General features: G+C 55.1%; 17 protein-coding genes. 8 read left to right on the top strand and 9 right to left on the bottom strand.

Features of this window, described 5'->3' with window-relative positions:
- Positions 1–157: 157 nt before the first annotated feature.
- From ACREYP_RS22610 to tcp, 4 genes are all read left to right on the top strand, one after another.
- Positions 158–445 carry a YsaB family lipoprotein gene (locus tag ACREYP_RS22610; protein ID WP_157141404.1) on the top strand — a complete coding sequence of 96 codons (288 nt, stop codon included), beginning with the start codon at positions 158–160 and terminating at the stop codon, positions 443–445.
- 108 nt (positions 446–553) lie between these two features.
- Positions 554–1465: a glycine--tRNA ligase subunit alpha gene (gene glyQ / locus ACREYP_RS22615; RefSeq protein WP_336819331.1), complete on the top strand. Its 912-nt coding sequence runs from the start codon at positions 554–556 to the stop codon at positions 1463–1465.
- 9 nt (positions 1466–1474) lie between these two features.
- Positions 1475–3544, top strand: a complete 2070-nt coding sequence (glyS, locus tag ACREYP_RS22620) for a glycine--tRNA ligase subunit beta (RefSeq protein WP_008457646.1) — start codon at positions 1475–1477, stop codon at positions 3542–3544.
- Between the two features lie 172 nt (positions 3545–3716).
- Positions 3717–5378 carry a methyl-accepting chemotaxis citrate transducer gene (gene tcp, locus ACREYP_RS22625; RefSeq protein WP_008457644.1) on the top strand — a complete coding sequence of 554 codons (1662 nt, stop codon included), beginning with the start codon at positions 3717–3719 and terminating at the stop codon, positions 5376–5378.
- A gap of 88 nt (positions 5379–5466) precedes the next feature.
- Here the strand turns inward: tcp and ACREYP_RS22630 are convergent, their stop codons facing one another.
- Positions 5467–6213, bottom strand: coding sequence for an AraC family transcriptional regulator (locus tag ACREYP_RS22630; protein ID WP_008457642.1), 747 nt, complete (start codon positions 6211–6213; stop codon positions 5467–5469).
- A gap of 92 nt (positions 6214–6305) precedes the next feature.
- On the opposite strand from ACREYP_RS22630, the gene ACREYP_RS22635 reads away from it, so the two are divergent.
- A complete protein-coding gene (locus tag ACREYP_RS22635) occupies positions 6306–6698 on the top strand; it encodes a nuclear transport factor 2 family protein (protein WP_008457640.1) in 393 nt (130 codons plus the stop codon).
- Between the two features lie 108 nt (positions 6699–6806).
- On the opposite strand, the gene ACREYP_RS22640 is transcribed toward ACREYP_RS22635, so the two are convergent.
- Positions 6807–7094, bottom strand: coding sequence for an HTH-type transcriptional regulator (locus ACREYP_RS22640; RefSeq protein ID WP_008457638.1), 288 nt, complete (start codon positions 7092–7094; stop codon positions 6807–6809).
- Between the two features lie 546 nt (positions 7095–7640).
- Here ACREYP_RS22640 and ACREYP_RS22645 point away from each other — a divergent pair.
- The 3 genes from ACREYP_RS22645 (at position 7641) to ACREYP_RS22655 (ending at position 10300) form a co-directional block, all read left to right on the top strand.
- Positions 7641–8447, top strand: coding sequence for a MipA/OmpV family protein (locus ACREYP_RS22645; protein WP_336819332.1), 807 nt, complete (start codon positions 7641–7643; stop codon positions 8445–8447).
- Positions 8448–8718: 271 nt separating this feature from the next.
- Positions 8719–9429: a DUF3053 domain-containing protein gene (locus ACREYP_RS22650; protein ID WP_336819358.1), complete on the top strand. Its 711-nt coding sequence runs from the start codon at positions 8719–8721 to the stop codon at positions 9427–9429.
- Positions 9430–9607: 178 nt separating this feature from the next.
- Positions 9608–10300 carry a hypothetical protein gene (locus ACREYP_RS22655; RefSeq protein WP_008457632.1) on the top strand — a complete coding sequence of 231 codons (693 nt, stop codon included), beginning with the start codon at positions 9608–9610 and terminating at the stop codon, positions 10298–10300.
- A 576-nt stretch (positions 10301–10876) separates the two neighbouring features.
- On the opposite strand, the gene ghrB is transcribed toward ACREYP_RS22655, so the two are convergent.
- The 7 genes from ghrB to ACREYP_RS22690 form a co-directional block, all read right to left on the bottom strand.
- Positions 10877–11851: a glyoxylate/hydroxypyruvate reductase GhrB gene (ghrB, locus tag ACREYP_RS22660; protein WP_008457630.1), complete on the bottom strand. Its 975-nt coding sequence runs from the start codon at positions 11849–11851 to the stop codon at positions 10877–10879.
- A 56-nt stretch (positions 11852–11907) separates the two neighbouring features.
- Positions 11908–13191 carry an MFS transporter gene (locus ACREYP_RS22665; RefSeq protein WP_008457627.1) on the bottom strand — a complete coding sequence of 428 codons (1284 nt, stop codon included), beginning with the start codon at positions 13189–13191 and terminating at the stop codon, positions 11908–11910.
- A 68-nt stretch (positions 13192–13259) separates the two neighbouring features.
- Positions 13260–14195 (bottom strand): sugar kinase, encoded by a 936-nt coding sequence (locus ACREYP_RS22670; RefSeq protein WP_008457625.1) that lies wholly within the window; start codon positions 14193–14195, stop codon positions 13260–13262.
- A 2-nt stretch (positions 14196–14197) separates the two neighbouring features.
- Positions 14198–14947 (bottom strand): sugar phosphate isomerase/epimerase family protein, encoded by a 750-nt coding sequence (locus ACREYP_RS22675; protein ID WP_336819334.1) that lies wholly within the window; start codon positions 14945–14947, stop codon positions 14198–14200.
- Between the two features lie 113 nt (positions 14948–15060).
- Entirely contained in the window at positions 15061–16080 is a 1020-nt protein-coding gene (locus tag ACREYP_RS22680; RefSeq protein ID WP_336819335.1) for a LacI family DNA-binding transcriptional regulator, read from the bottom strand.
- Positions 16081–16159: 79 nt separating this feature from the next.
- Positions 16160–17053: a LysR family transcriptional regulator gene (locus ACREYP_RS22685; protein WP_008457619.1), complete on the bottom strand. Its 894-nt coding sequence runs from the start codon at positions 17051–17053 to the stop codon at positions 16160–16162.
- Positions 17054–17111: 58 nt separating this feature from the next.
- The gene (locus ACREYP_RS22690; RefSeq protein ID WP_336819336.1) at positions 17112–18299 is read right to left on the bottom strand and encodes an MFS transporter; all 1188 of its coding nucleotides are present in this window, start codon (positions 18297–18299) and stop codon (positions 17112–17114) included.
- Positions 18300–18403: the final 104 nt, after the last annotated feature.

Below are 18403 nucleotides of genomic sequence, written 5' to 3' on the forward strand. Positions count from 1 at the left end.
CTGAGTTTGCCCGGCGCATCTTGCTATCCCCGTGGCGGCTTCGCAAAATGCCTGCTGCACGAGGAGTTGATATAAGAAACCGAGTTTAACGTACTGGTAGCGAATGATGATGGCAGAAAGAAAAAATAGGCTCCTCTTAACCGCTTTTCTGGCGTTAATGCTCAGCGCCTGCAGTTCTACGCCGCAGGAAGGCCAGGCCGCGCAGAAGTTGCGCCCGGTGGTTCACACCGAAGCAATGGAGCTTGCCTGTAAAAATCAGGCCGCTTATCGCTACAACACCCAGCCGCAGCGTATTAATCTGTCAGATTTTAAGCAGTATCAGGCCAGCTACGAAATGATGGGCAGCACCGCCCGCAAAGAGGGGTTTACCTGTTCGTTTGACGAAAGCGGTCAATTTTCACACCTTTCCAGCCGCGAAAACCTCAACCAACGCGCAACAACCTGACGCCTTTCTCCCTCACGGCCGTTCCGTTGCCGTGTTGATACAACTCGACCGCGTTTGCGTATATACTGGCCGCTTCTCTTAAATCCACCGAACGCGTGCGAATTCAACATGCAAAAGTTTGATACCAAGACCTTTCAAGGCCTGATCCTGACTTTACAGGACTACTGGGCTCGCCAGGGCTGCACCATTGTTCAACCTTTGGACATGGAAGTGGGCGCAGGCACCTCTCACCCGATGACCTGCCTGCGAGCCTTAGGGCCGGAGCCAATGGCCACCGCTTATGTGCAGCCGTCCCGCCGTCCTACCGATGGCCGCTACGGCGAAAACCCGAACCGTTTACAGCACTACTACCAGTTCCAGGTAGTGATTAAGCCTTCTCCGGACAACATTCAGGAGCTGTACCTCGGGTCGCTGAAAGAGCTGGGTATGGATCCGGAGATCCATGACATTCGTTTCGTGGAAGATAACTGGGAAAACCCAACGCTTGGCGCGTGGGGCCTGGGCTGGGAAGTCTGGCTCAACGGCATGGAAGTGACGCAGTTCACCTACTTCCAGCAGGTTGGTGGCCTCGAGTGCAAGCCGGTAACCGGCGAAATCACCTACGGTTTAGAGCGCCTGGCCATGTACATTCAGGGCGTAGACAGCGTTTACGACCTCCTGTGGAGCGACGGCCCGCTGGGGAAAACCACCTACGGCGACGTGTTCCACCAGAACGAAGTGGAGCAGTCCACCTATAACTTCGAATACGCCGACGTGGACTTCCTGTTCACCTGCTTCGAGCAGTACGAGAAAGAAGCGCAGCAGCTGCTGGCGCTGGAAACTCCGCTCCCGCTCCCGGCCTACGAACGTATTCTGAAAGCCGCTCACAGCTTTAACCTGCTGGATGCGCGCAAGGCCATTTCCGTGACCGAGCGCCAGCGCTACATTCTGCGCATTCGCACCCTGACCAAAGCCGTGGCCGAAGCCTACTACGCTTCTCGTGAAGCGCTTGGCTTCCCGATGTGCAATAAGAAAAACTAAGAGGCCGCCATGTCTGAAAAAACTTTTCTGGTGGAGATCGGCACTGAAGAGCTGCCACCAAAAGCCCTGCGCAGCCTGGCTGAATCCTTCGCTGCCAACGTTACCGCCGAGCTGGATGCGGCCAACATCGCCCACGGCGAAGTAAAATGGTTTGCTGCCCCGCGTCGCCTGGCGCTGAAAATTGCTAATCTGGCGGCTTCACAGCCGGATCGCGAAGTCGAAAAACGCGGCCCTGCGGTGTCTGCGGCGTTCGACGCTGAAGGTAAACCAAGCAAAGCCGCCGAAGGCTGGGCTCGTGGCTGCGGGATCACCGTTGACCAGGCCGAGCGTCTGGCTACCGACAAAGGCGAGTGGCTGATGTATCGCGCCCACGTGAAGGGCGAAAGCGTGCAGGCTCTGCTGCCAAACATGATCGCCACTTCTCTGGCGAAGCTGCCGATTCCTAAGCTGATGCGCTGGGGCGCGTCCGATATCCAGTTCGTGCGTCCGATTCACACCGTGACGCTGCTGCTGGGTGACGAACTGATCCCTGCCACTATTCTGGGCATTCAGTCCGCCCGCGTCATTCGCGGCCATCGCTTTATGGGCGAGCCGGAGTTCACCATCGACAATGCCGACCAGTACCCGCAGATCCTGCTGGAGCGCGGGAAGGTCATTGCCGATTACGAAGCGCGTAAAGCCGTCATCAAACGTGATGCCGAAGAAGCCGCCCGTAAAATCGGCGGTCAGGCTGACCTGAGCGAAAGCCTGCTGGAAGAAGTCACCTCGCTGGTGGAATGGCCGGTGGTGCTGACCGCGAAGTTCGAAGAGAAATTCCTGGCCGTGCCTGCTGAAGCGCTGGTTTACACCATGAAGGGTGACCAGAAGTACTTCCCGGTCTACGCGGCCGACGGCAAACTGCTGCCGAACTTCATCTTCGTGGCGAACATCGAGTCCAAAGACCCGGTGCAGATCATCTCCGGTAACGAGAAGGTGGTTCGCCCGCGCCTGGCAGATGCCGAGTTCTTCTTCAATACCGACCGCAAAAAACGGCTGGAAGACAATCTGCCGCGTCTGGAAACCGTGCTGTTCCAGAAAGAGCTGGGCACCCTGCGCGACAAAACCAACCGTATCGAAGCCCTTTCCGGCTGGATTGCGGGCCAGATTGGAGCCGACGTGAACCACGCGACCCGTGCAGGCCTGCTGTCCAAGTGCGACCTGATGACCAACATGGTGTTCGAGTTTACCGACACCCAGGGCGTGATGGGCATGCACTACGCGCGCCACGACGGCGAAGCGGAAGACGTGGCTGTTGCGCTGAACGAGCAGTACCAGCCCCGCTTTGCGGGCGATGCTCTGCCGTCCAACCTTGTAGCCTGTGCGGTAGCGATTGCCGACAAGATGGACACCCTTGCGGGCATCTTCGGCATCGGCCAGCATCCGAAAGGCGACAAAGATCCGTTTGCGCTGCGCCGTGCCGCGCTGGGCGTGCTGCGTATTATCGTCGAGAAAAACCTGCCGCTGGATCTGCAGACCCTGACCGAAGAAGCGGTTCGCCTCTACGGCAGCAAGCTGACCAACACCAACGTGGTGGATGAGGTTATCGACTTTATGCTGGGTCGCTTCCGCACCTGGTATCAGGAAGAAGGCCACGCGGTTGATACCATCCAGGCGGTACTGGCGCGTCGTCCAACCAAACCGGCTGATTTCGATGCTCGCATGAAGGCGGTTTCCCACTTCCGTACTCTGGAAGCGGCGGCGTCTCTGGCGGCGGCGAACAAGCGTGTTTCCAACATTCTTGCCAAGTCTGACGAAGTGCTGAACGACACCGTACAGGCCACCGTGCTGAAAGAAGCCGAAGAAATTCGCCTGGCGACCAACGTTGTCGTGCTGCGCGATAAGCTACAGCCGTACTTCGCCGAAGGCCGTTACCAGGAAGCCCTGGAAGAGCTGGCGAACCTGCGCGAGCCGGTGGATGAGTTCTTCGACAAAGTGATGGTAAACGCAGAAGATAAAGATCTGCGTATAAACCGCCTGACGCTGCTGACCAAGCTGCGCGAGCTGTTCCTGCAGGTGGCGGACATCTCTCTGCTGCAGTAATTGCCTTGTGTTGTGACGCAATCCCAAAACCCGCTTCGGCGGGTTTTTTTATTAATTTTTTTACTTTCAAATATCAATGGATTAACAGAAAGTCGCGTCAGAGGAGGTAAGGGAAATCTGCGCCGAACCGATATATCTCATATCGGCCATTACCTCAGGAACGTTGGGCGCTATGAAAAATATCAAAGTTATCACCGGAATTGTCACTACGCTGGGGATCTTCAGCGTGCTCTTGCTGGTGACCGGGGCTCTGTACTACTCCTCCGTCAGCAGCGATCGCCTTAACTTCCAGAATACCGGCCTGCTGAACTACCAGCAGCAGCAGCTTGGCGGCAGCTTCCAGACGCTGGTTGAAACTCGCGTCACCATCAACCGCGTGGCGATTCGTGTGCTGAAAAATCAGCGTGATCCTGCCTCGCTGGAGGCGATGAACAAGCTACTAACGAATGCCGGTGTGCTGCTGGCCGACGCGCAAAAGCAGTTCTCCAGCTACATGGATTCCGACGATGTGCCGGGTCAGGATAAAGCCCTCGACGACAAAGCGGCGGCCAGCTTCAAGCAAATGCACGACGTCATGGCCCAGTCTATTCAGTTCCTGAAGGCCGATAACTACCAGGCTTATGGCAACCTCGACGCCCAGCAGGCTCAGGACGATTTCAAAGCCGTTTACGGCCAGTGGCTGACTCAGAACACCCGGCTGTTGAAGGCCGCCAGCGCGGAGAACCAAAGCAGCTATACCGGTATGCTCTGGACGCTGGGCACCATTTTACTGATTGTCATCGCGGCGCTGGTGGTTATCTGGCTGGGGTTGCAGCGCGTGCTGCTGCGCCCGCTGAAAAACGTAATGGGGCATATCCAGGCGATCTCTGAGGGGGATTTAACTCGTACGATCGACGCCGAAGGGCGCAGCGAAATGAGCCGCCTGTCTGCCGGGCTTAAATCCATGCAGCAATCGCTGGCGAAGACCGTGAGCGTGGTGCGTGACAATGCGGATTCTATTTACACCGGTGCCAGCGAAATCTCTGCCGGCAGCAGCGATCTTTCCTCCCGTACCGAGCAGCAGGCGGCGGCGCTGGAGGAGACGGCGGCCAGCATGGAGCAACTGACCGCGACCGTGAAACAGAACACCGATAACGCTCGTCAGGCCACCGGTCTGGCGAAAAACGCCTCCGAAACCGCGCAAAAAGGCGGGCGCGTGGTGGATAGCGTGGTCAGCACCATGAACGAAATCGCCGAAAGCTCTGGCAAAATCGTGGATATCACCAGCGTTATCGACAGCATTGCTTTCCAGACCAACATTCTGGCGCTGAACGCCGCGGTAGAAGCTGCGCGTGCGGGTGAGCAAGGGCGTGGATTTGCCGTGGTTGCGGGAGAAGTCAGAACGCTGGCTAGCCGCAGCGCACAGGCGGCGAAAGAGATTAAAGTGCTGATTGAAAACTCGGTATCGCGCATTGATACCGGCTCCAGCCAGGTGCGAGAGGCGGGCGCGACCATGAAAGAGATCGTCTCGGCGGTCACCCGCGTGACTGACATCATGGGCGAAATTGCGTCGGCCTCTGAAGAGCAAAGCAAAGGCATTGAACAGGTGGCGCAGGCGGTATCTGAGATGGATAGCGTGACCCAGCAGAACGCCTCGCTGGTGGAAGAGTCCGCTTCTGCCGCTGCGGCTTTGGAAGACCAGGCGAGCGAGCTACGCCTGGCGGTGGCGGTTTTCCAGCTCCAGCAATCCGGCGGACGCCGTGTGGAGGCGGTGCAGGAAAAACTTCGCCCGCAGCCAGCGACGTTGAAACCGCAAACGGCCTCAGCCTCTGATGCAAACTGGGAAACGTTCTGATTTTTTTCATTGCCAGTGCTGAGCGAAGAGACTCGGGGGGGCCGAAGGTACAGGACTTCCGATTCCACCCTCCGCGAATAGGCATGATTCATCCTGCTGACGGCTGGCAGGATGACACTTTAAATTGTCCGGGCGTCTTGCCAAATCTCAACCGAAACGCCTCTATGTAAGCGCTGATATTGCTGTAGCCGCTTCGCTCGGCGACTTCACTGATGGGTAAACCCGAAGTTATCCACTGGAGTGAGGACACTATTTTCGCCTGTTGCCGCCACTGGCTGAAACTTAACCCGGTTTGCTGATTGAACAAACGGCTGAGATTTCTGACGCTTAGTCCCCATTGCTGAGCAAGCTGCGCCTGATCGAGCCTGGTGGCGGGATGTCTCAATAATTCCTCTGCAACGTTACGCGCCCGGCGATCCGAAGGCAAAGTGAGCTCGAGAGGCCATTGTGGGAGCTGCTTTATTTCATGGCTCAAGAGCGTGAGAAGGCTACATAAATAATCAGATGACAGGGGTTGGTTAACATTAAGTTCTAAACGCGCCAGCAGCGCAAACACAAAATGGTCGGCCCCATAAATCCCCGGTTCAGGTGGGAATAAGGTGCAGGAGGCTGCAGAGAGATAAAGGCTGCTTCCTTTGACGTTGCCCGGAAACCAGGCCCGGTGCTCTATTCCGGTGGGAAACCAACCCAGCGTGCCGGCGGTAACGTGCCACTGCGCCTGTAGCGTTTCAATCACCATCACGCCCTGTTCAAGCCAATAAAGCTGTCCCGAGGTATGTTTGTGCCAGGGCGTTGAGTGTTGACGCAAATAATCAATTTTTTGTGTTTTTATCATATGGCTGATTAACCGTAAAAGTTGTCTTGATACGGATATTATCCAGTTATTAATGCTTTGTAGACTGGGGGCTCCAACAAAAGGAGTTTTCCATGAAATCGCAAAGCCAGAGCGTCATTGACGCATTACAGGAAATTATTTGTAGCCCCGAGCATGATGAACAAAAAATTGCACAGTACTTTGCTGCGGATTACCGGCAAATCGTCGATGGCAAATCACTGAGCTATGATGACTTCATTAATCATATGAGCGCGCTAAAAGTGCAGACCCAAAAAATGCATCTGGCAGTTAAGGCCGCCGTTGGGGAAGGAGACACCGTATTTACGCAGCACTATGTAAAGGTCGAGAAAAATGAGGCTCAATGGAGTGAATTCGAAGTGTTTGCCCGATTTACCTTACTGGCTGGAAAAATTCATCGTTGCGAAGAGGTAACCCGGATGATTCACGGGGTGAGCGAGGACAGTGATTTTGGCAGCAGGCGCTGATTTTCTTTAGTACCCACGATGTTGCCAGAGACAGGAGCTAAGACGGTGGCTTATTAATGACAAACCCCGCGTCATGGCGGGGTTGTTTTCTTGCGGTACAGCGGTTTTCTAACTGATTAACTGTTTACTAAGGCCTGGGTTGGCCTGAATCAGACGCATTAATTTCAGTTCGGTGATGGAGGGTTTGAGTCGTCTGGACTCCCATTCCTGCACCATCGTTACGCTGACCCCCATCACCTGAGCAAAATCATCGATTTTTAGTCCGGTACTTTTACGTAGCTGCTCAAACTCCGAGAAGGCGCTGGGTTTCTGACTCAGGCTAACGGCCTGATTATCTTTAAAAACAATCTGCTCAAGACTGCTAAGCAGCTCAATCATTGGATCTTTATATTCCATTGAGAACTCCTCATAAATCACACAGCGAGAACGTGAACGCAAAGAAGCCTATTAACTGTAGCTGGATTTAAAGCGTGCGTGGGATCACGCTAGTGGCTAAACGTGCTGCAAAAAATGCTTATGCGTTTCAGCTGAATACGCAGTCGAAGTAAGCGCTTGAAAAGCCATAGATGCGGGCTTTTAGTATAAATATGTAAATAGTTATGCGGTTTATGACATCATGCCTGGGGCAGAGGTGTTGACCGCAGCGGGCAAAGATAAAATTTTGCTGGACTGTCTAATGTACTCACATTAAAAAATAACTCATCCGCTGATGCGGTACAAAACCAAATAAAATTAGATCGGCCGTTATTAATTAGATGTCTAATGAATTAATTGTGTATTTTGTTTTGCTGTCGTTTATTTATCCTGCGTTTCACTGTCGGTGCTATACGTTGTATTTTGCGGTATCTGAATATAAAAAGATATGTTTTTAACATTTACCATTAATTCAATGATTTCAATTCCTTAATATATAATCGTGGTTTTAAATAAAGGAACTTAATTTTGAAAAAATCTCTGGCAATCTCGGCATTTGCTTTATCCCTTTTATTTCCTGTATTAGCCCAGGCTGAAGATGGAAAAGCTTATTTAACCGTTGGCGGCGGCGTCGCGTTTGCGCCGGCTTATCAGGGGGCGGATAAATACCGGCCAACGGCGCTTTACGATTTGAGCATCGGCTACAGTCACGGAAGCTGGGGCAGCGTGAGTCTTGGGAATAATGGCCTTAGTTGGGCGCTGCCGCTGGATGAGCCTTTTGGCGTGGCGCTCTTGCTTGATTATGACTCAGGCCGGGATGAAGTTATTAATACGCTTGATGGCAAAGACAGAACGCTTAAGGGCATGGGCGACCTGGGGGGCGCTTTGCAGGCGGGCCTGGAGCTAAGCTATCTGTTGGATCCCTTCCGCAGCTATGTAAAGGTGCTGCAGGCGACGAAGAAAAGGCATTATGGCGGAGAGGATTTAGGCCGCACTTTACTGGCTGAACTGGGGGTTGGCACCGTAACGCCTCTTAACGATCGGTTCTCTATGCAAACAAATCTCTCCACAACATGGGCAAACAGCGGCTATCAACGCGGCTATTTTGGCGTGACTCCCGAGCAGGCGCAGCGCACGGCCTTTTCTACCTGGCGACCAGGCAGTGGTTTTAAGGATGTCACGCTGACCGCAGCGCTAAATTATGAATGGACCCAAAATATTGCGCTACAGGCGGGGGCGGGAGTCACCGCCTTAGTGGGTGATGCCGCCGGCAGCCCAATTGTTGCAAAGAAAGTGGCCACGCTGAGTTTTGTCAGCGCCAGCTACAGTTTCTGATATTGGTCCTGGACGAGGATGTGTTTGCATAAGCGGCCAGATTAGCGGCCGCTTTATTATTTACTCTGTATGACTAAACCTGGCTAAGTAGAAGGGCTTTGTTATTCCTCAGCCAGTGCCTTGCCAAAGTTCAGGCAGAGAGGCAAAGCTTGCTCAGAGCGGAAAGAGATTGTTGCGAAAGGGTATCTTGCGAAGGGCGGTTGGACTATTCTTAGCATCGTTATTGGGTGGCAATTTGCCAGGTAGTGCATTGGTGACAGGAGTAGAAATGATGGCGACAGGTAAGTCCTGGTCTCGCTGGTTTGCGCCGCTGGCGGCGTTATTAATGGTGGTGAGCCTGAGTGGTTGCTTCGATAAAGAAGGCGATCAGCGTAAGGCGTTCATCGATTTTCTGCAAAATACGGCTATGCGTAGCGGCGACCGCCTGCCGACGCTGACGTCCGATCAGAAAAAACAGTTTGGCCCGCTGGTCTCTGACTACGCCATTCTGTACGGCTTCTCCCAGCAGGTGAGCCAGGCCATGGACGAAGGCATGAAGCCGGTTGTGGACAGCGTGAGCAGCATCCGCGCTCCGCAGGATTACATGACCCAGCGCGATGCGCTGCGCCAGGCTAACGGTTCGCTGAACGTTTTAGGTCAGCAGGTTCAGAATGCCAAGATGCAGGCCGACGGTGCGCTTGCAGCGCTGAAGCAGCCTGACGATCTGAAAACCGTTTACTATCAGGTTTACCAGAAAGTCGTCACCGGCCCGGCGAACGCCATGGCGCCGCTGATCCCAGCCGCGCAGACCCTGACCCAGCAGCTGGTGCAGGTGGGTGATTTTATCGCCCAGCAGGGAACGCAAGTTGGCTTTGCTAACGGCGGGATTCAGTTCCCGACTTCCCAGCAGGCAAGTCAGTACAACTCGCTGATTGGCCCGCTGTCCGCTCAGCACCAGGCATTTACTCAGGCCTGGGCCGCAGCGCAGACTGCAACGCAGTAAGTTTTAGGCACTAAGAAAAGGCGGAGCGCTTCACGGCGACTCCGCTTTTTTTATGGCTGATATTCTCGATAAAAGGATGGCCGGCTGGGTTATTTAATAAACGCTTTTTATTTACTTGCCGGATTTTAAAATATACCCTTTTAAAAAGGACTTAATAATTAGCACGGAGCGGCTATGTATGTTTTACAGAAATGACGTTATTAGTTATCTGCAGTCAAATAAAATTCTTGCTCAAAAGCTTGATCGTGCAGTCATTGGGGTTCGGAAAGCAGTCTCACATCAGATTGAAACCATTGGCGCGGGGGCAACGCGGGCTTTGTATTACACATCCTGCTTTACTGAAGAATACCAGGATGTGTGCCAGCAGCAAAAAACTGAAGATATCAGATTTACTAAGGGTGTTATTTATCTGTTAAAGAATGGTGGCGTCATTGGTGATATGTTGGAAATTTATTTTGTTAATCTTATTAAATTTAGGACATCTGAGCAATTACAATACATCCAGAAAAAACTGATGGCTGTAAATGCCCGTATTGCGTCCAACACACTTACCAGCCACGGACTCGCATTAATGGTTGCGAGCACAGTTGCTTTTGGAATGGGCGCAAGACAAGGTGTGAGTATATTTGCTGGGCATACAGCAAATAGAGTGGCGATGGGTGCGACTATGTATGGTGTCGTCCAGAGAGCAGCAGAAAGCGCCCATCGGCTTCGTGCCGCTTATCCAGGTTACTATTCAGCGCTATACGCGCAAGATCTGGAGATGATGTACTTTCTGATTGAGCCATTGTTTCAATATTCTCGTGCACGAGATGTAGTTTGGACATCAGATGACGAAATTATCGACATTATCACTAGCATGGTTCGATAACTATGATGAATATTATAAAAAGACTTCTTAAGCGATTTTTAAAATCTTTATTCTCTCCGTACATCCCAACAGCGGCAACATTCTTGTTTGCCGTGGTTCTTGTCTATTTTTTTCCTGATGGCCCCATCTGGCCTGTTGGTGTTTTCTTTATACTTATGGTTTATATAACTGTTCGTTACTTGAAATGGTAAATTATATTGTATTTTACTTTGCTATTCGATAACTATGATGAATGTGATTAAACGATTTTTTAAACGACTTTTTAGATCTTTATTTTTTCCCTGTATTCCAACAGCATCAACGGCCTTGTTCGCTATTCTCTGGGTCTATTTTTTCCCTGATGGCCCCATCTGGCCTGTTGGTGTTTTTGCCATGTTTATGATTTATATCGTTGCCAGATACTTAAGATGGTGATGTGCAGGGAAATCTATCGTGGCTTATTGATAAAATAATTATATTTATATGCGCGTAAATATAAATACAGGAAATGATTATACGGTATAAGACCGTGGCAGCCTCATACCGGCATAACGTCATTTATTCGACGGGCTAGCGTTTTCTGGCCCGCCGAATAAACTATTTCAGTACCTGCGGGTTCACGCAGTTCACTTCCACCTTGCCGGTCAGCGCGGTAATCAGGTTATCCACCGCGCATTCCGCCATGCCGTAGCGGGTTTCATGGGTAGCGGAGCCGATGTGCGGCAGGGCGACCACATTCGGCATGCCGAGCAGCGGGGACTCCAGCGGCAGCGGCTCCTGTTCGAAGACATCCAGCCCGGCGGCGTGAATTATTCCCTCTTCCAGCGCCTGAATCAGCGCTTTCTCGTCCACCACCGGGCCGCGCCCGACGTTGATTAAAATGGCCGAAGATTTCATTTTCGCAATTTGCTCTGCACCAATCAGGTGACGAGTTTCGTCGCTTAGCGGCAGCAGAATACAAACGAAATCAGACTCGGCCAGCAGGGTGTCCAGGTCGCAGTAGCGAGCGTTAAAGCGCTCTTCCGCTTCCTTATGATGGCGGCGGGCGTTGTACAGAATTGGCATACTGAAGCCGAAGTGCGCGCGCTGTGCCAGCGCCAGGCCGATGCGCCCCATGCCCAGAATACCGAGCGTTTTATGATGCACGTCGATACCAAACCAGTCAGCGCCAATACTGCTTTGCCATTCGCCGACCTTCACGCGCTCGGCGACTTCCACCACGCGGCGTGCGCTGGACAGGATCAGCGCCATGGCGGTATCGGCGACGGTTTCGGTCAGCACCGTCGGGGTGTGCATCAGCACAACGCCGCGTTCGTTCAGGGCGTCCACATTAAAGTTATCGTAGCCGACAGAAACGGTAGAAGCTGCCCGCAGCTTTGGCGTATGCGCGAGAAACGCTGCGTCGACCTTGCCGCCGGAGCCGAGGATACCTTCCGCATTGGCAAACAGCGCTGCGTTCGCTTGCACGGTTTCCGGGCTGATATCGTCAAGCTGGGTGACGGTAAAGTGGCTTTCAAGCCGGGACAGCAGATTGTCAGGCAGTGCCTTGTAGAGGATGACGGACGGCTTCATGAGATTCTCCGTTTTCGGTTAAACGCGAACCGGGCGTCAGAGCGCCCGGCGCGGGGTCAGGCGTGATGTGCGCCGGACGGAATTTGTTGATGATTAGCGGGCTTCACAATCAGAGTAAGCCATACCGAGGCGAGCAGCGCCAGCCCCATAAAGACATAGGACGCCGCCGGGCTGCCGGTGGCGCCGTTCAGGTAGCCCACAAACCAGGAGCCGACGAAGGAGCCCAGCGCGCCCATGCTGTTGATTAAGGCCATCGCGCCGCCGGCAACGTTCTTCGGCAGCATCTCCGGGATAATGGCGAAGAAGGGGCCATAAGGGGCGTACATCGCGGCCCCGGCAATCACCAGCAGCGTATAGGACACCCAGAAATGGTTGGCACCGACCAGCCATGAGCCGAGGAACGCCAGGGCACCAATCAGCAGCAGTGGCCAGACGAACAGCTTCCGATTTTGCATTTTGTCCGACGCCCATGAGACGGCGATCATCGCGATGGTCGCGGCCAGATAAGGCACGGAAGAAAGCCAGCCGACCTCCACCATTCCCATGCCTGACGCGCCCGCGCTGCGAATAATCGACGGCAGCCACAGCACGAAACCGTATACCCCGATGCTCCAGGCAAAATACTGCATGCACAGAATAACCACGTTACGTGACCGGAAGGCTTCACTGTAGTTACGCACGGCTTTGATGCCTTCCTGCTCTTTCTGTAACTGCGCCTGCAGGGCGGATTTTTCACTGTCGGACAGCCAGCCCACCTGAGCCGGTTTATCTTTTACCAGCATCCACCAGGCAAACGCCCAGATAACCGCCGGGATCCCTTCGATGATAAACATCTCACGCCAGCCGAAGGCCTGAATCAGGTAGCCGGAAACGACCGACATCCACAGCACTGTGACCGGGTTGCCGAGGATCAGGAAGGTATTGGCGCGGGAGCGTTCGGATTTGGTAAACCAGTTGCTGATGTAAATCAGCATCGCTGGCATCACCGCCGCTTCAACCACGCCTAGCACAAAGCGGATGGCGGCCAGCATTGGAATGTTGCTCACCACGCCGGTCAGCGAGGCGCAGCCGCCCCACAGAATCAGGCAGACGAAGATAAGCTTACGCACGCTGCGGCGCTCGGCGTACATCGCGCCAGGGATCTGGAAGAAGAAGTAGCCGAGGAAGAACAGGGCTCCCAGCAGCGAAGAAATGCCTTTGGTGATGCCGAGGTCGTCGTTGATGCCTGCGGCGGAAGCGAAGCTGAAATTGGCGCGGTCGAGGTAAGCCAGGCTATACGTGATAAACACGATAGGCATGATGTACCACCAGCGCTTTGGCGCGATTGTCTGGTTTTTCATGAGAGTGCCTCTATCTTGAGGTTAACCGTATCGCTTTGTTTGTAGGGGACAGAGCGATGGATTTGGCGTTATTCGCCCAGTGCGCTTCGGGTAGGTAGCCCTTCGCTGTCACCGATGACCTGTATCGCCAGTGAGCCGATTTTGTTGCCCCGGCTGACTGCCTGATGCAAAGATTTCCCTTCCAGCAGGGCGCTGATCACCCCGACCGCAAAGCCGTCTCCGGCCCCCACGGTGTCCACTACGTTTTCCACTTTTACCGCCGCGACTGCGCCTTTCTCGCCGTCTGCGGTTTTATACCAGGCGCCGTCTGCGCCGGTTTTTAGCACCACGACCTTCACGCCCTGATGCAGATAAAAATCGGCGATCCCTTCAGGTGTGTTTTGACCTGTTAGCACAATGCCTTCTTTTACGCCGGGCAGCACCCAGTCGGCCTGGAATGCCAGCTGATTAAGCTGTTTCACCATTGCGGCTTCGCTGCGCCACAGCACCGGGCGCAGATTCGGATCGAAGGAAAGCGTTTTGCCCAGCTGTTTCATGGTTTTGGCCGCGTGGTTCAGCAGCGCCAGAGACGTGTCAGAGAGTGCCGCCGCCACGCCGCTTAGGTGCAGATGGCGCGCTGAGAGGAAGTACTCCTCGTTGAAATCGGCCACAGATAAGTGGCTTGCGGCGGAGTCTTTACGGAAATACTCCACGATGGGATCGGTTCCATCTTCGACTTTGGATTTGAGCTGAAAACCGGTGCGGTACTGCTCATCGACCGTCACTCCGCGGCTGTTGATGTTTTCTTTCGCCAGCTGTTGCAGCACGTAGCGGCCAAAAGAGTCGTTGCCTACGCGGCTTACCCAGCCCACCTTCAGGCCCAGGCGAGCCAGCCCCGTGGCGACATTTAACTCCGCGCCAGCCGCGCGTTTCACAAAATGTTCGGCGGCGGCAAGGTCGCCGGTTTCGCTGGCGACAAACATCGCCATCGCTTCACCTATCGTGATGACATCCAGCTGATGCATGGTTATTCCTCGCGTAAAAGATTGACGTAATGCCGGGTAACCGCGACCAGGTCTCGCCCTTCCAGCGGAAACTCAATGCCGCGTGGGGCATCTGGCGGCAGCATATTCAGCAGCCCTTTCCAGTCTGAACTGGCGTCATCCAGCGCCACAGCGCGGTAGCGGTTATGCTGGGCGACCGCTGTTTTGACGTGGATATAGCTCACGGAAGGTGCCAGCGTGCGGGCGGCCTGCTGTGGAGAGTCGTCCACCCACAGCCAGTTGGCCATATCGAAGGTGAGCGTCACCGGCAGGTTGTGAACGCCACAGGCGGCCTGGAAGCGCTGCATTGGCGCAAGTTTGCCGCTGTCGGTTTGGTCGTTTTCCACCACCAGTGCCACGGGGCTTTCGCTGAGCCACTGTTTTAGCGTGTCGAATGCCTGGGCGGTGTTGAACTGCCCGAGAGAGAGCTTCAGCCAGCGGGCATTTAGCTGGTGGGCTTCCTGCAGAAGTGAAGGGATCAGCGAGTTTAGCTTGCCGTCGCCCGTGAACAGCGGCTCCGGCGCGGAATAGCAGGCCTCAAGCCCGTGCTGGGTAATTTCTCCGGCCACGGTCGACAGAAAATCCAGCTGTGTGGCGGTGAACAGTTCGCGGCGGATTTCTACGCCGTCGGCCCCCGCTTCAGCAATGATCGGCAGCACCGCCTGCTGGCCACCGAGGGCGGCAAGGCGGTCGTGGCCGTAGGCGGCGGTGACGACAATAATTTTTCGCGGCATGGTGGTCTCCAGGCGATAACAACGAACGACTGATGTTATTTACGCTAGATGGAACCGGTTCCAAAGAAAAGACCCTGCTTGCCAATTTTTGAGCGCCATCACGAACAAAAGATTTAGCGGGAGGTGGAGCCGCGCACGATAAGCTCGCCGGAGAATAGCTGTTCATGTACGGTTTCAGCGGTGCCTTCAATGCGCCTCACAACTTGCTCCAGCGCGGCGTAGCCTATCTGCCAGGTGGGTTGCTTCAGGGTGGTGATGCCGACGCCGGCAAGTTCCGCCCACTCCAGCTCATCAAACCCCAGCAGGCCGATATCGCTGCCCCAGCTCAGGCCGAGGCGGCGCATTGCGCGGGCAACCTGCAGCGTTAGCGCCCCGTTGGCGGAGATCACCGCTTTACGCATACCGCGGTGGCGGGAGTGGAACTCGCGAAGCGTGTTGTCGATCAGTTCGGCTTCATGCAGCGGTGTTTCTGCATTTTCGGCAATTATGCCGGAATGGCGGTCTAATGTGCTGCGAAATGCTCGCAACCGCTCATGGCGGGTATTCACCATTCCAAGCGGTTCGCTCAGGAAAAGGAGAGCTTCGAAGCCCTGCTCGATGAGGTGTTCGGTGGCGGTTGTTGCGGCCTGAATGTTATCCAGCCCGACCATGTCACAGGCAAAGTCCGGGATTTTGCGGTCGATGAGCACCATCGGCAGGGCGGACTGTTGCAGGCGGTTGAGCCCCTCTTCACGCATCCCAACCGCGTTGACCACAATTCCCTCAACCTGATAGCTGCGCAGCAGGTCGAGGTAGTGCAGTTCCTGATCGACTTCGTTGTTGGTGTTACACACCAGCGGCGTAAAACCTTTCTCGCGGCAAGCGGCTTCTATACCGCTCAGCACGTCAACGGAATAAGGATTGGTGATGTCGGCAATGATCAGCCCGATAAGGCGGGTGCGCCCTCGCTTCAGGCCGCGCGCCATCTGGCTTGGGCGGTAGTCGAGTTCGGCAATGGCGCGCTCAATGCGCCCACGAAGGTCATCAGACAGCGCGTTCTGTTCACCGTTAAGGTAGCGGGAAACGCTGGTCTTCCCGGTCTTCGCCGCTTTCGCGACATCGCTTATCGTAGGGCGCGCTGCCTTGCCGTTCATAGCCGTCTCCAGAGGGTTAACCCTGCGGAGAGTAACATATTTTTATGCGGGGAAAAGTGAGGTGGCGTCTTTACACCGGTCAGGCAAACCGCGCCACGGCCCATTCAATAAATACCCGCAGCCTGGCGCTAAGGTGGCGGTTGGAAGGATAAACCAGGTACATCTGTTCCGGCGGCGGTGGGTAAGCCTCAAGCACGCTGACCAGCCTCCCGCTGTCGAGATACGGCTGGGCGGCAAAGCGAACGACCTGGGTTAAGGCCGCCCCGGAAAGCGCGATGGCGAGATGGGCGTTACTTTCGTTGACGCTAATCTGATAGCGGTGCTGCATCTCGATGGTTTTTCCCCGATCGACAAAGCGCAGCGGAGAGATGCGGTCATTGCGCGCGTGGCGGTAATGCGCCAGCGGGTATCCCTGTTCAAGTTCTTCGGGCCGGGAAGGCGTGCCGTAGCGCTGAAAGTAGTCCGGCGTGGCGCAGGTAACCCAGTCCATAGTAAACAGGCGGCGGGCAATGAGCGTGGAATCAACCAGTGGGCCGCTGCGTATCACGCAGTCCGCATTGTCGTTGATTAAATCGACCAGTCGGTCGCTGACGCCAAGATCTATGGAGATACCCGGGTAGCGTTCAAGAAATTCCGGCAGCGCGGGAATCAGTATCTCGCGAGAGAAAGATCCGCCGACATCCACGCGCAGCACGCCCTGAGGCTCGGTTTGTGATTCGGTCATGCTGCCTTCCATCTGCTCCAGGTCGGCCAGCCATTTTACCGTGCGGCGGTAGTAGCATTCGCCCTCTTTGGTGACCGATACGCTGCGGGTTGTGCGCTGAAACAGCTTGGTCTGCAGGTGGTTTTCAAGATTTTGAATCAGTTTAGTGACGGTCGCTTTCGGCATACTCAGAGAGTCGGCGGCACGGGTAAACCCGCCGGTTTCCACCACGCGATTAAACACCCGAATAGCCAGTAAATGATGATCCATAGCCGTCCTCAACGAAAAACCCTGCCTCCGGCAGGGTTTTGTTTATCCACGTAAACAATCATCCACATTGTTTAGCGCTAATCATCCGGCTGCGCAAGGAGAGGCCGAAAACCAGCGTGGCCGAGAGCATCAGCGCCCCGCCAAACAGCATGGCGCTGCTGACGCCGTGCCAGTCTACGACTTCACCGCCGATCAGGGCACCTGATGCCAGGGCAACCTGAATCACCGTGACCATCAGCGCCTGGCCTGCTTCCGGCGCGTCCGGCACCGCTTCAAACATCCAGTTTGTCGCGCAGACCGGCACGGCCCCAAAGGCCAGGCCCCACACCAGCACCATTACCGTGGCGCCCGCAAGGCCGCTAAGCAGTGGGGAAACGAGCAGGATAATGGCCAGCATTGCCGTCGCCAGAATGAAGGTCCCGCGCAGGCTGCGCTCCGCCAGGCGTTCCCCGATAAAGGTACCCAGCAGGCCAACTGCGCCGTAGGCCAGCAGCTGGAAAGTGATCGCCGACGGGCTGAGCACAAAGACCTGCTGCAGCAGCGGACGCAGGTAGGTGTAAGCCGAGAAATGGCCCACAAACAGCAGCACAATGGCGATAAGCCCAATGCGGGCCATAGGCAGGCGCAGCGGAGACAGCAAATCCTGAACGGTGAGCGCCCGGCCAGGCGGCACGGAAGCCAGCAGGCGAAACTGGGCAAGCAGCGTGATGGCGGCTAAACAGGCGCTGGCAAAGAATGCCGTACGCCAGCCGAACAGGTCGCCGATTAATGCCCCGGCGGGGACGCCGCACACCGCGCCGACGGACACGCCGCTAATGATCAGTGCCACGGCGCGTCCCTGGCTCGCTTCCGGCACAAGGTGACGGCCATAGTTCATCGAGAAGGACCAGAACCCGCCGACGGAGATCCCCAGCAGTACGCGGCCCAGCAGCATCATCGGGAAGTTAACGGCCAGGGCGGACACCAGATTTGAGACGACCAACAGCAGCGACAGGCCAAGCATCAGCAGGCGGCGGTCGAGGCTGCCCGAAGCCAGGCTCAGGACCGGGGCCGCGACGGCGGCAACAATGCCCGGCATGGTGACCATCAGCCCGGCGGTGCCGGTGGAAATATTCAGGGAAGGTGCGATGTTGGTTAGCAAACCGATGGGTAGAAACTCGGTGGTAACCATGACAAAGCAGGCCACGGTCAGGGAAAAGACCGCGATCCACGGGGATGTGGCAGGTTTATCTTTATTATTCGACATAGTATTGCGCTTCCGCAGAGACATGCATGAGTGACAGGGATCACAATTTACTCAGTCAGCGGCGGGGGATAAATGCAGGATTTATGATTTCACTGTTTCTGTGG

The sequence above is a fragment of the Enterobacter sp. TMH.L2 genome (assembly GCF_050847315.1).
Taxonomy (GTDB): Bacteria; Pseudomonadota; Gammaproteobacteria; order Enterobacterales; family Enterobacteriaceae; genus Cedecea.

Excerpts from the sequence above, each read along its gene's own strand:
- glyQ (WP_336819331.1), top strand. The coding sequence starts at position 554 with ATGCAAAAGTTTGATACCAAGACCTTTCAAGGCCTGATCCTGACTTTA.
- ACREYP_RS22675 (WP_336819334.1), bottom strand. The coding sequence starts at position 14,947 with ATGCCGCGAAAAATTATTGTCGTCACCGCCGCCTACGGCCACGACCGC.
- ACREYP_RS22635 (WP_008457640.1), top strand. The coding sequence starts at position 6,306 with ATGAAATCGCAAAGCCAGAGCGTCATTGACGCATTACAGGAAATTATT.
- ACREYP_RS22650 (WP_336819358.1), top strand. The coding sequence starts at position 8,719 with ATGGCGACAGGTAAGTCCTGGTCTCGCTGGTTTGCGCCGCTGGCGGCG.
- ACREYP_RS22685 (WP_008457619.1), bottom strand. The coding sequence starts at position 17,053 with ATGGATCATCATTTACTGGCTATTCGGGTGTTTAATCGCGTGGTGGAA.
- ACREYP_RS22690 (WP_336819336.1), bottom strand. The coding sequence starts at position 18,299 with ATGTCGAATAATAAAGATAAACCTGCCACATCCCCGTGGATCGCGGTC.
- ghrB (WP_008457630.1), bottom strand. The coding sequence starts at position 11,851 with ATGAAGCCGTCCGTCATCCTCTACAAGGCACTGCCTGACAATCTGCTG.
- ACREYP_RS22630 (WP_008457642.1), bottom strand. The coding sequence starts at position 6,213 with ATGATAAAAACACAAAAAATTGATTATTTGCGTCAACACTCAACGCCC.
- ACREYP_RS22680 (WP_336819335.1), bottom strand. The coding sequence starts at position 16,080 with ATGAACGGCAAGGCAGCGCGCCCTACGATAAGCGATGTCGCGAAAGCG.
- ACREYP_RS22640 (WP_008457638.1), bottom strand. The coding sequence starts at position 7,094 with ATGGAATATAAAGATCCAATGATTGAGCTGCTTAGCAGTCTTGAGCAG.
- ACREYP_RS22655 (WP_008457632.1), top strand. The coding sequence starts at position 9,608 with ATGTTTTACAGAAATGACGTTATTAGTTATCTGCAGTCAAATAAAATT.
- ACREYP_RS22610 (WP_157141404.1), top strand. The coding sequence starts at position 158 with ATGCTCAGCGCCTGCAGTTCTACGCCGCAGGAAGGCCAGGCCGCGCAG.
- ACREYP_RS22670 (WP_008457625.1), bottom strand. The coding sequence starts at position 14,195 with ATGCATCAGCTGGATGTCATCACGATAGGTGAAGCGATGGCGATGTTT.
- tcp (WP_008457644.1), top strand. The coding sequence starts at position 3,717 with ATGAAAAATATCAAAGTTATCACCGGAATTGTCACTACGCTGGGGATC.
- glyS (WP_008457646.1), top strand. The coding sequence starts at position 1,475 with ATGTCTGAAAAAACTTTTCTGGTGGAGATCGGCACTGAAGAGCTGCCA.
- ACREYP_RS22665 (WP_008457627.1), bottom strand. The coding sequence starts at position 13,191 with ATGAAAAACCAGACAATCGCGCCAAAGCGCTGGTGGTACATCATGCCT.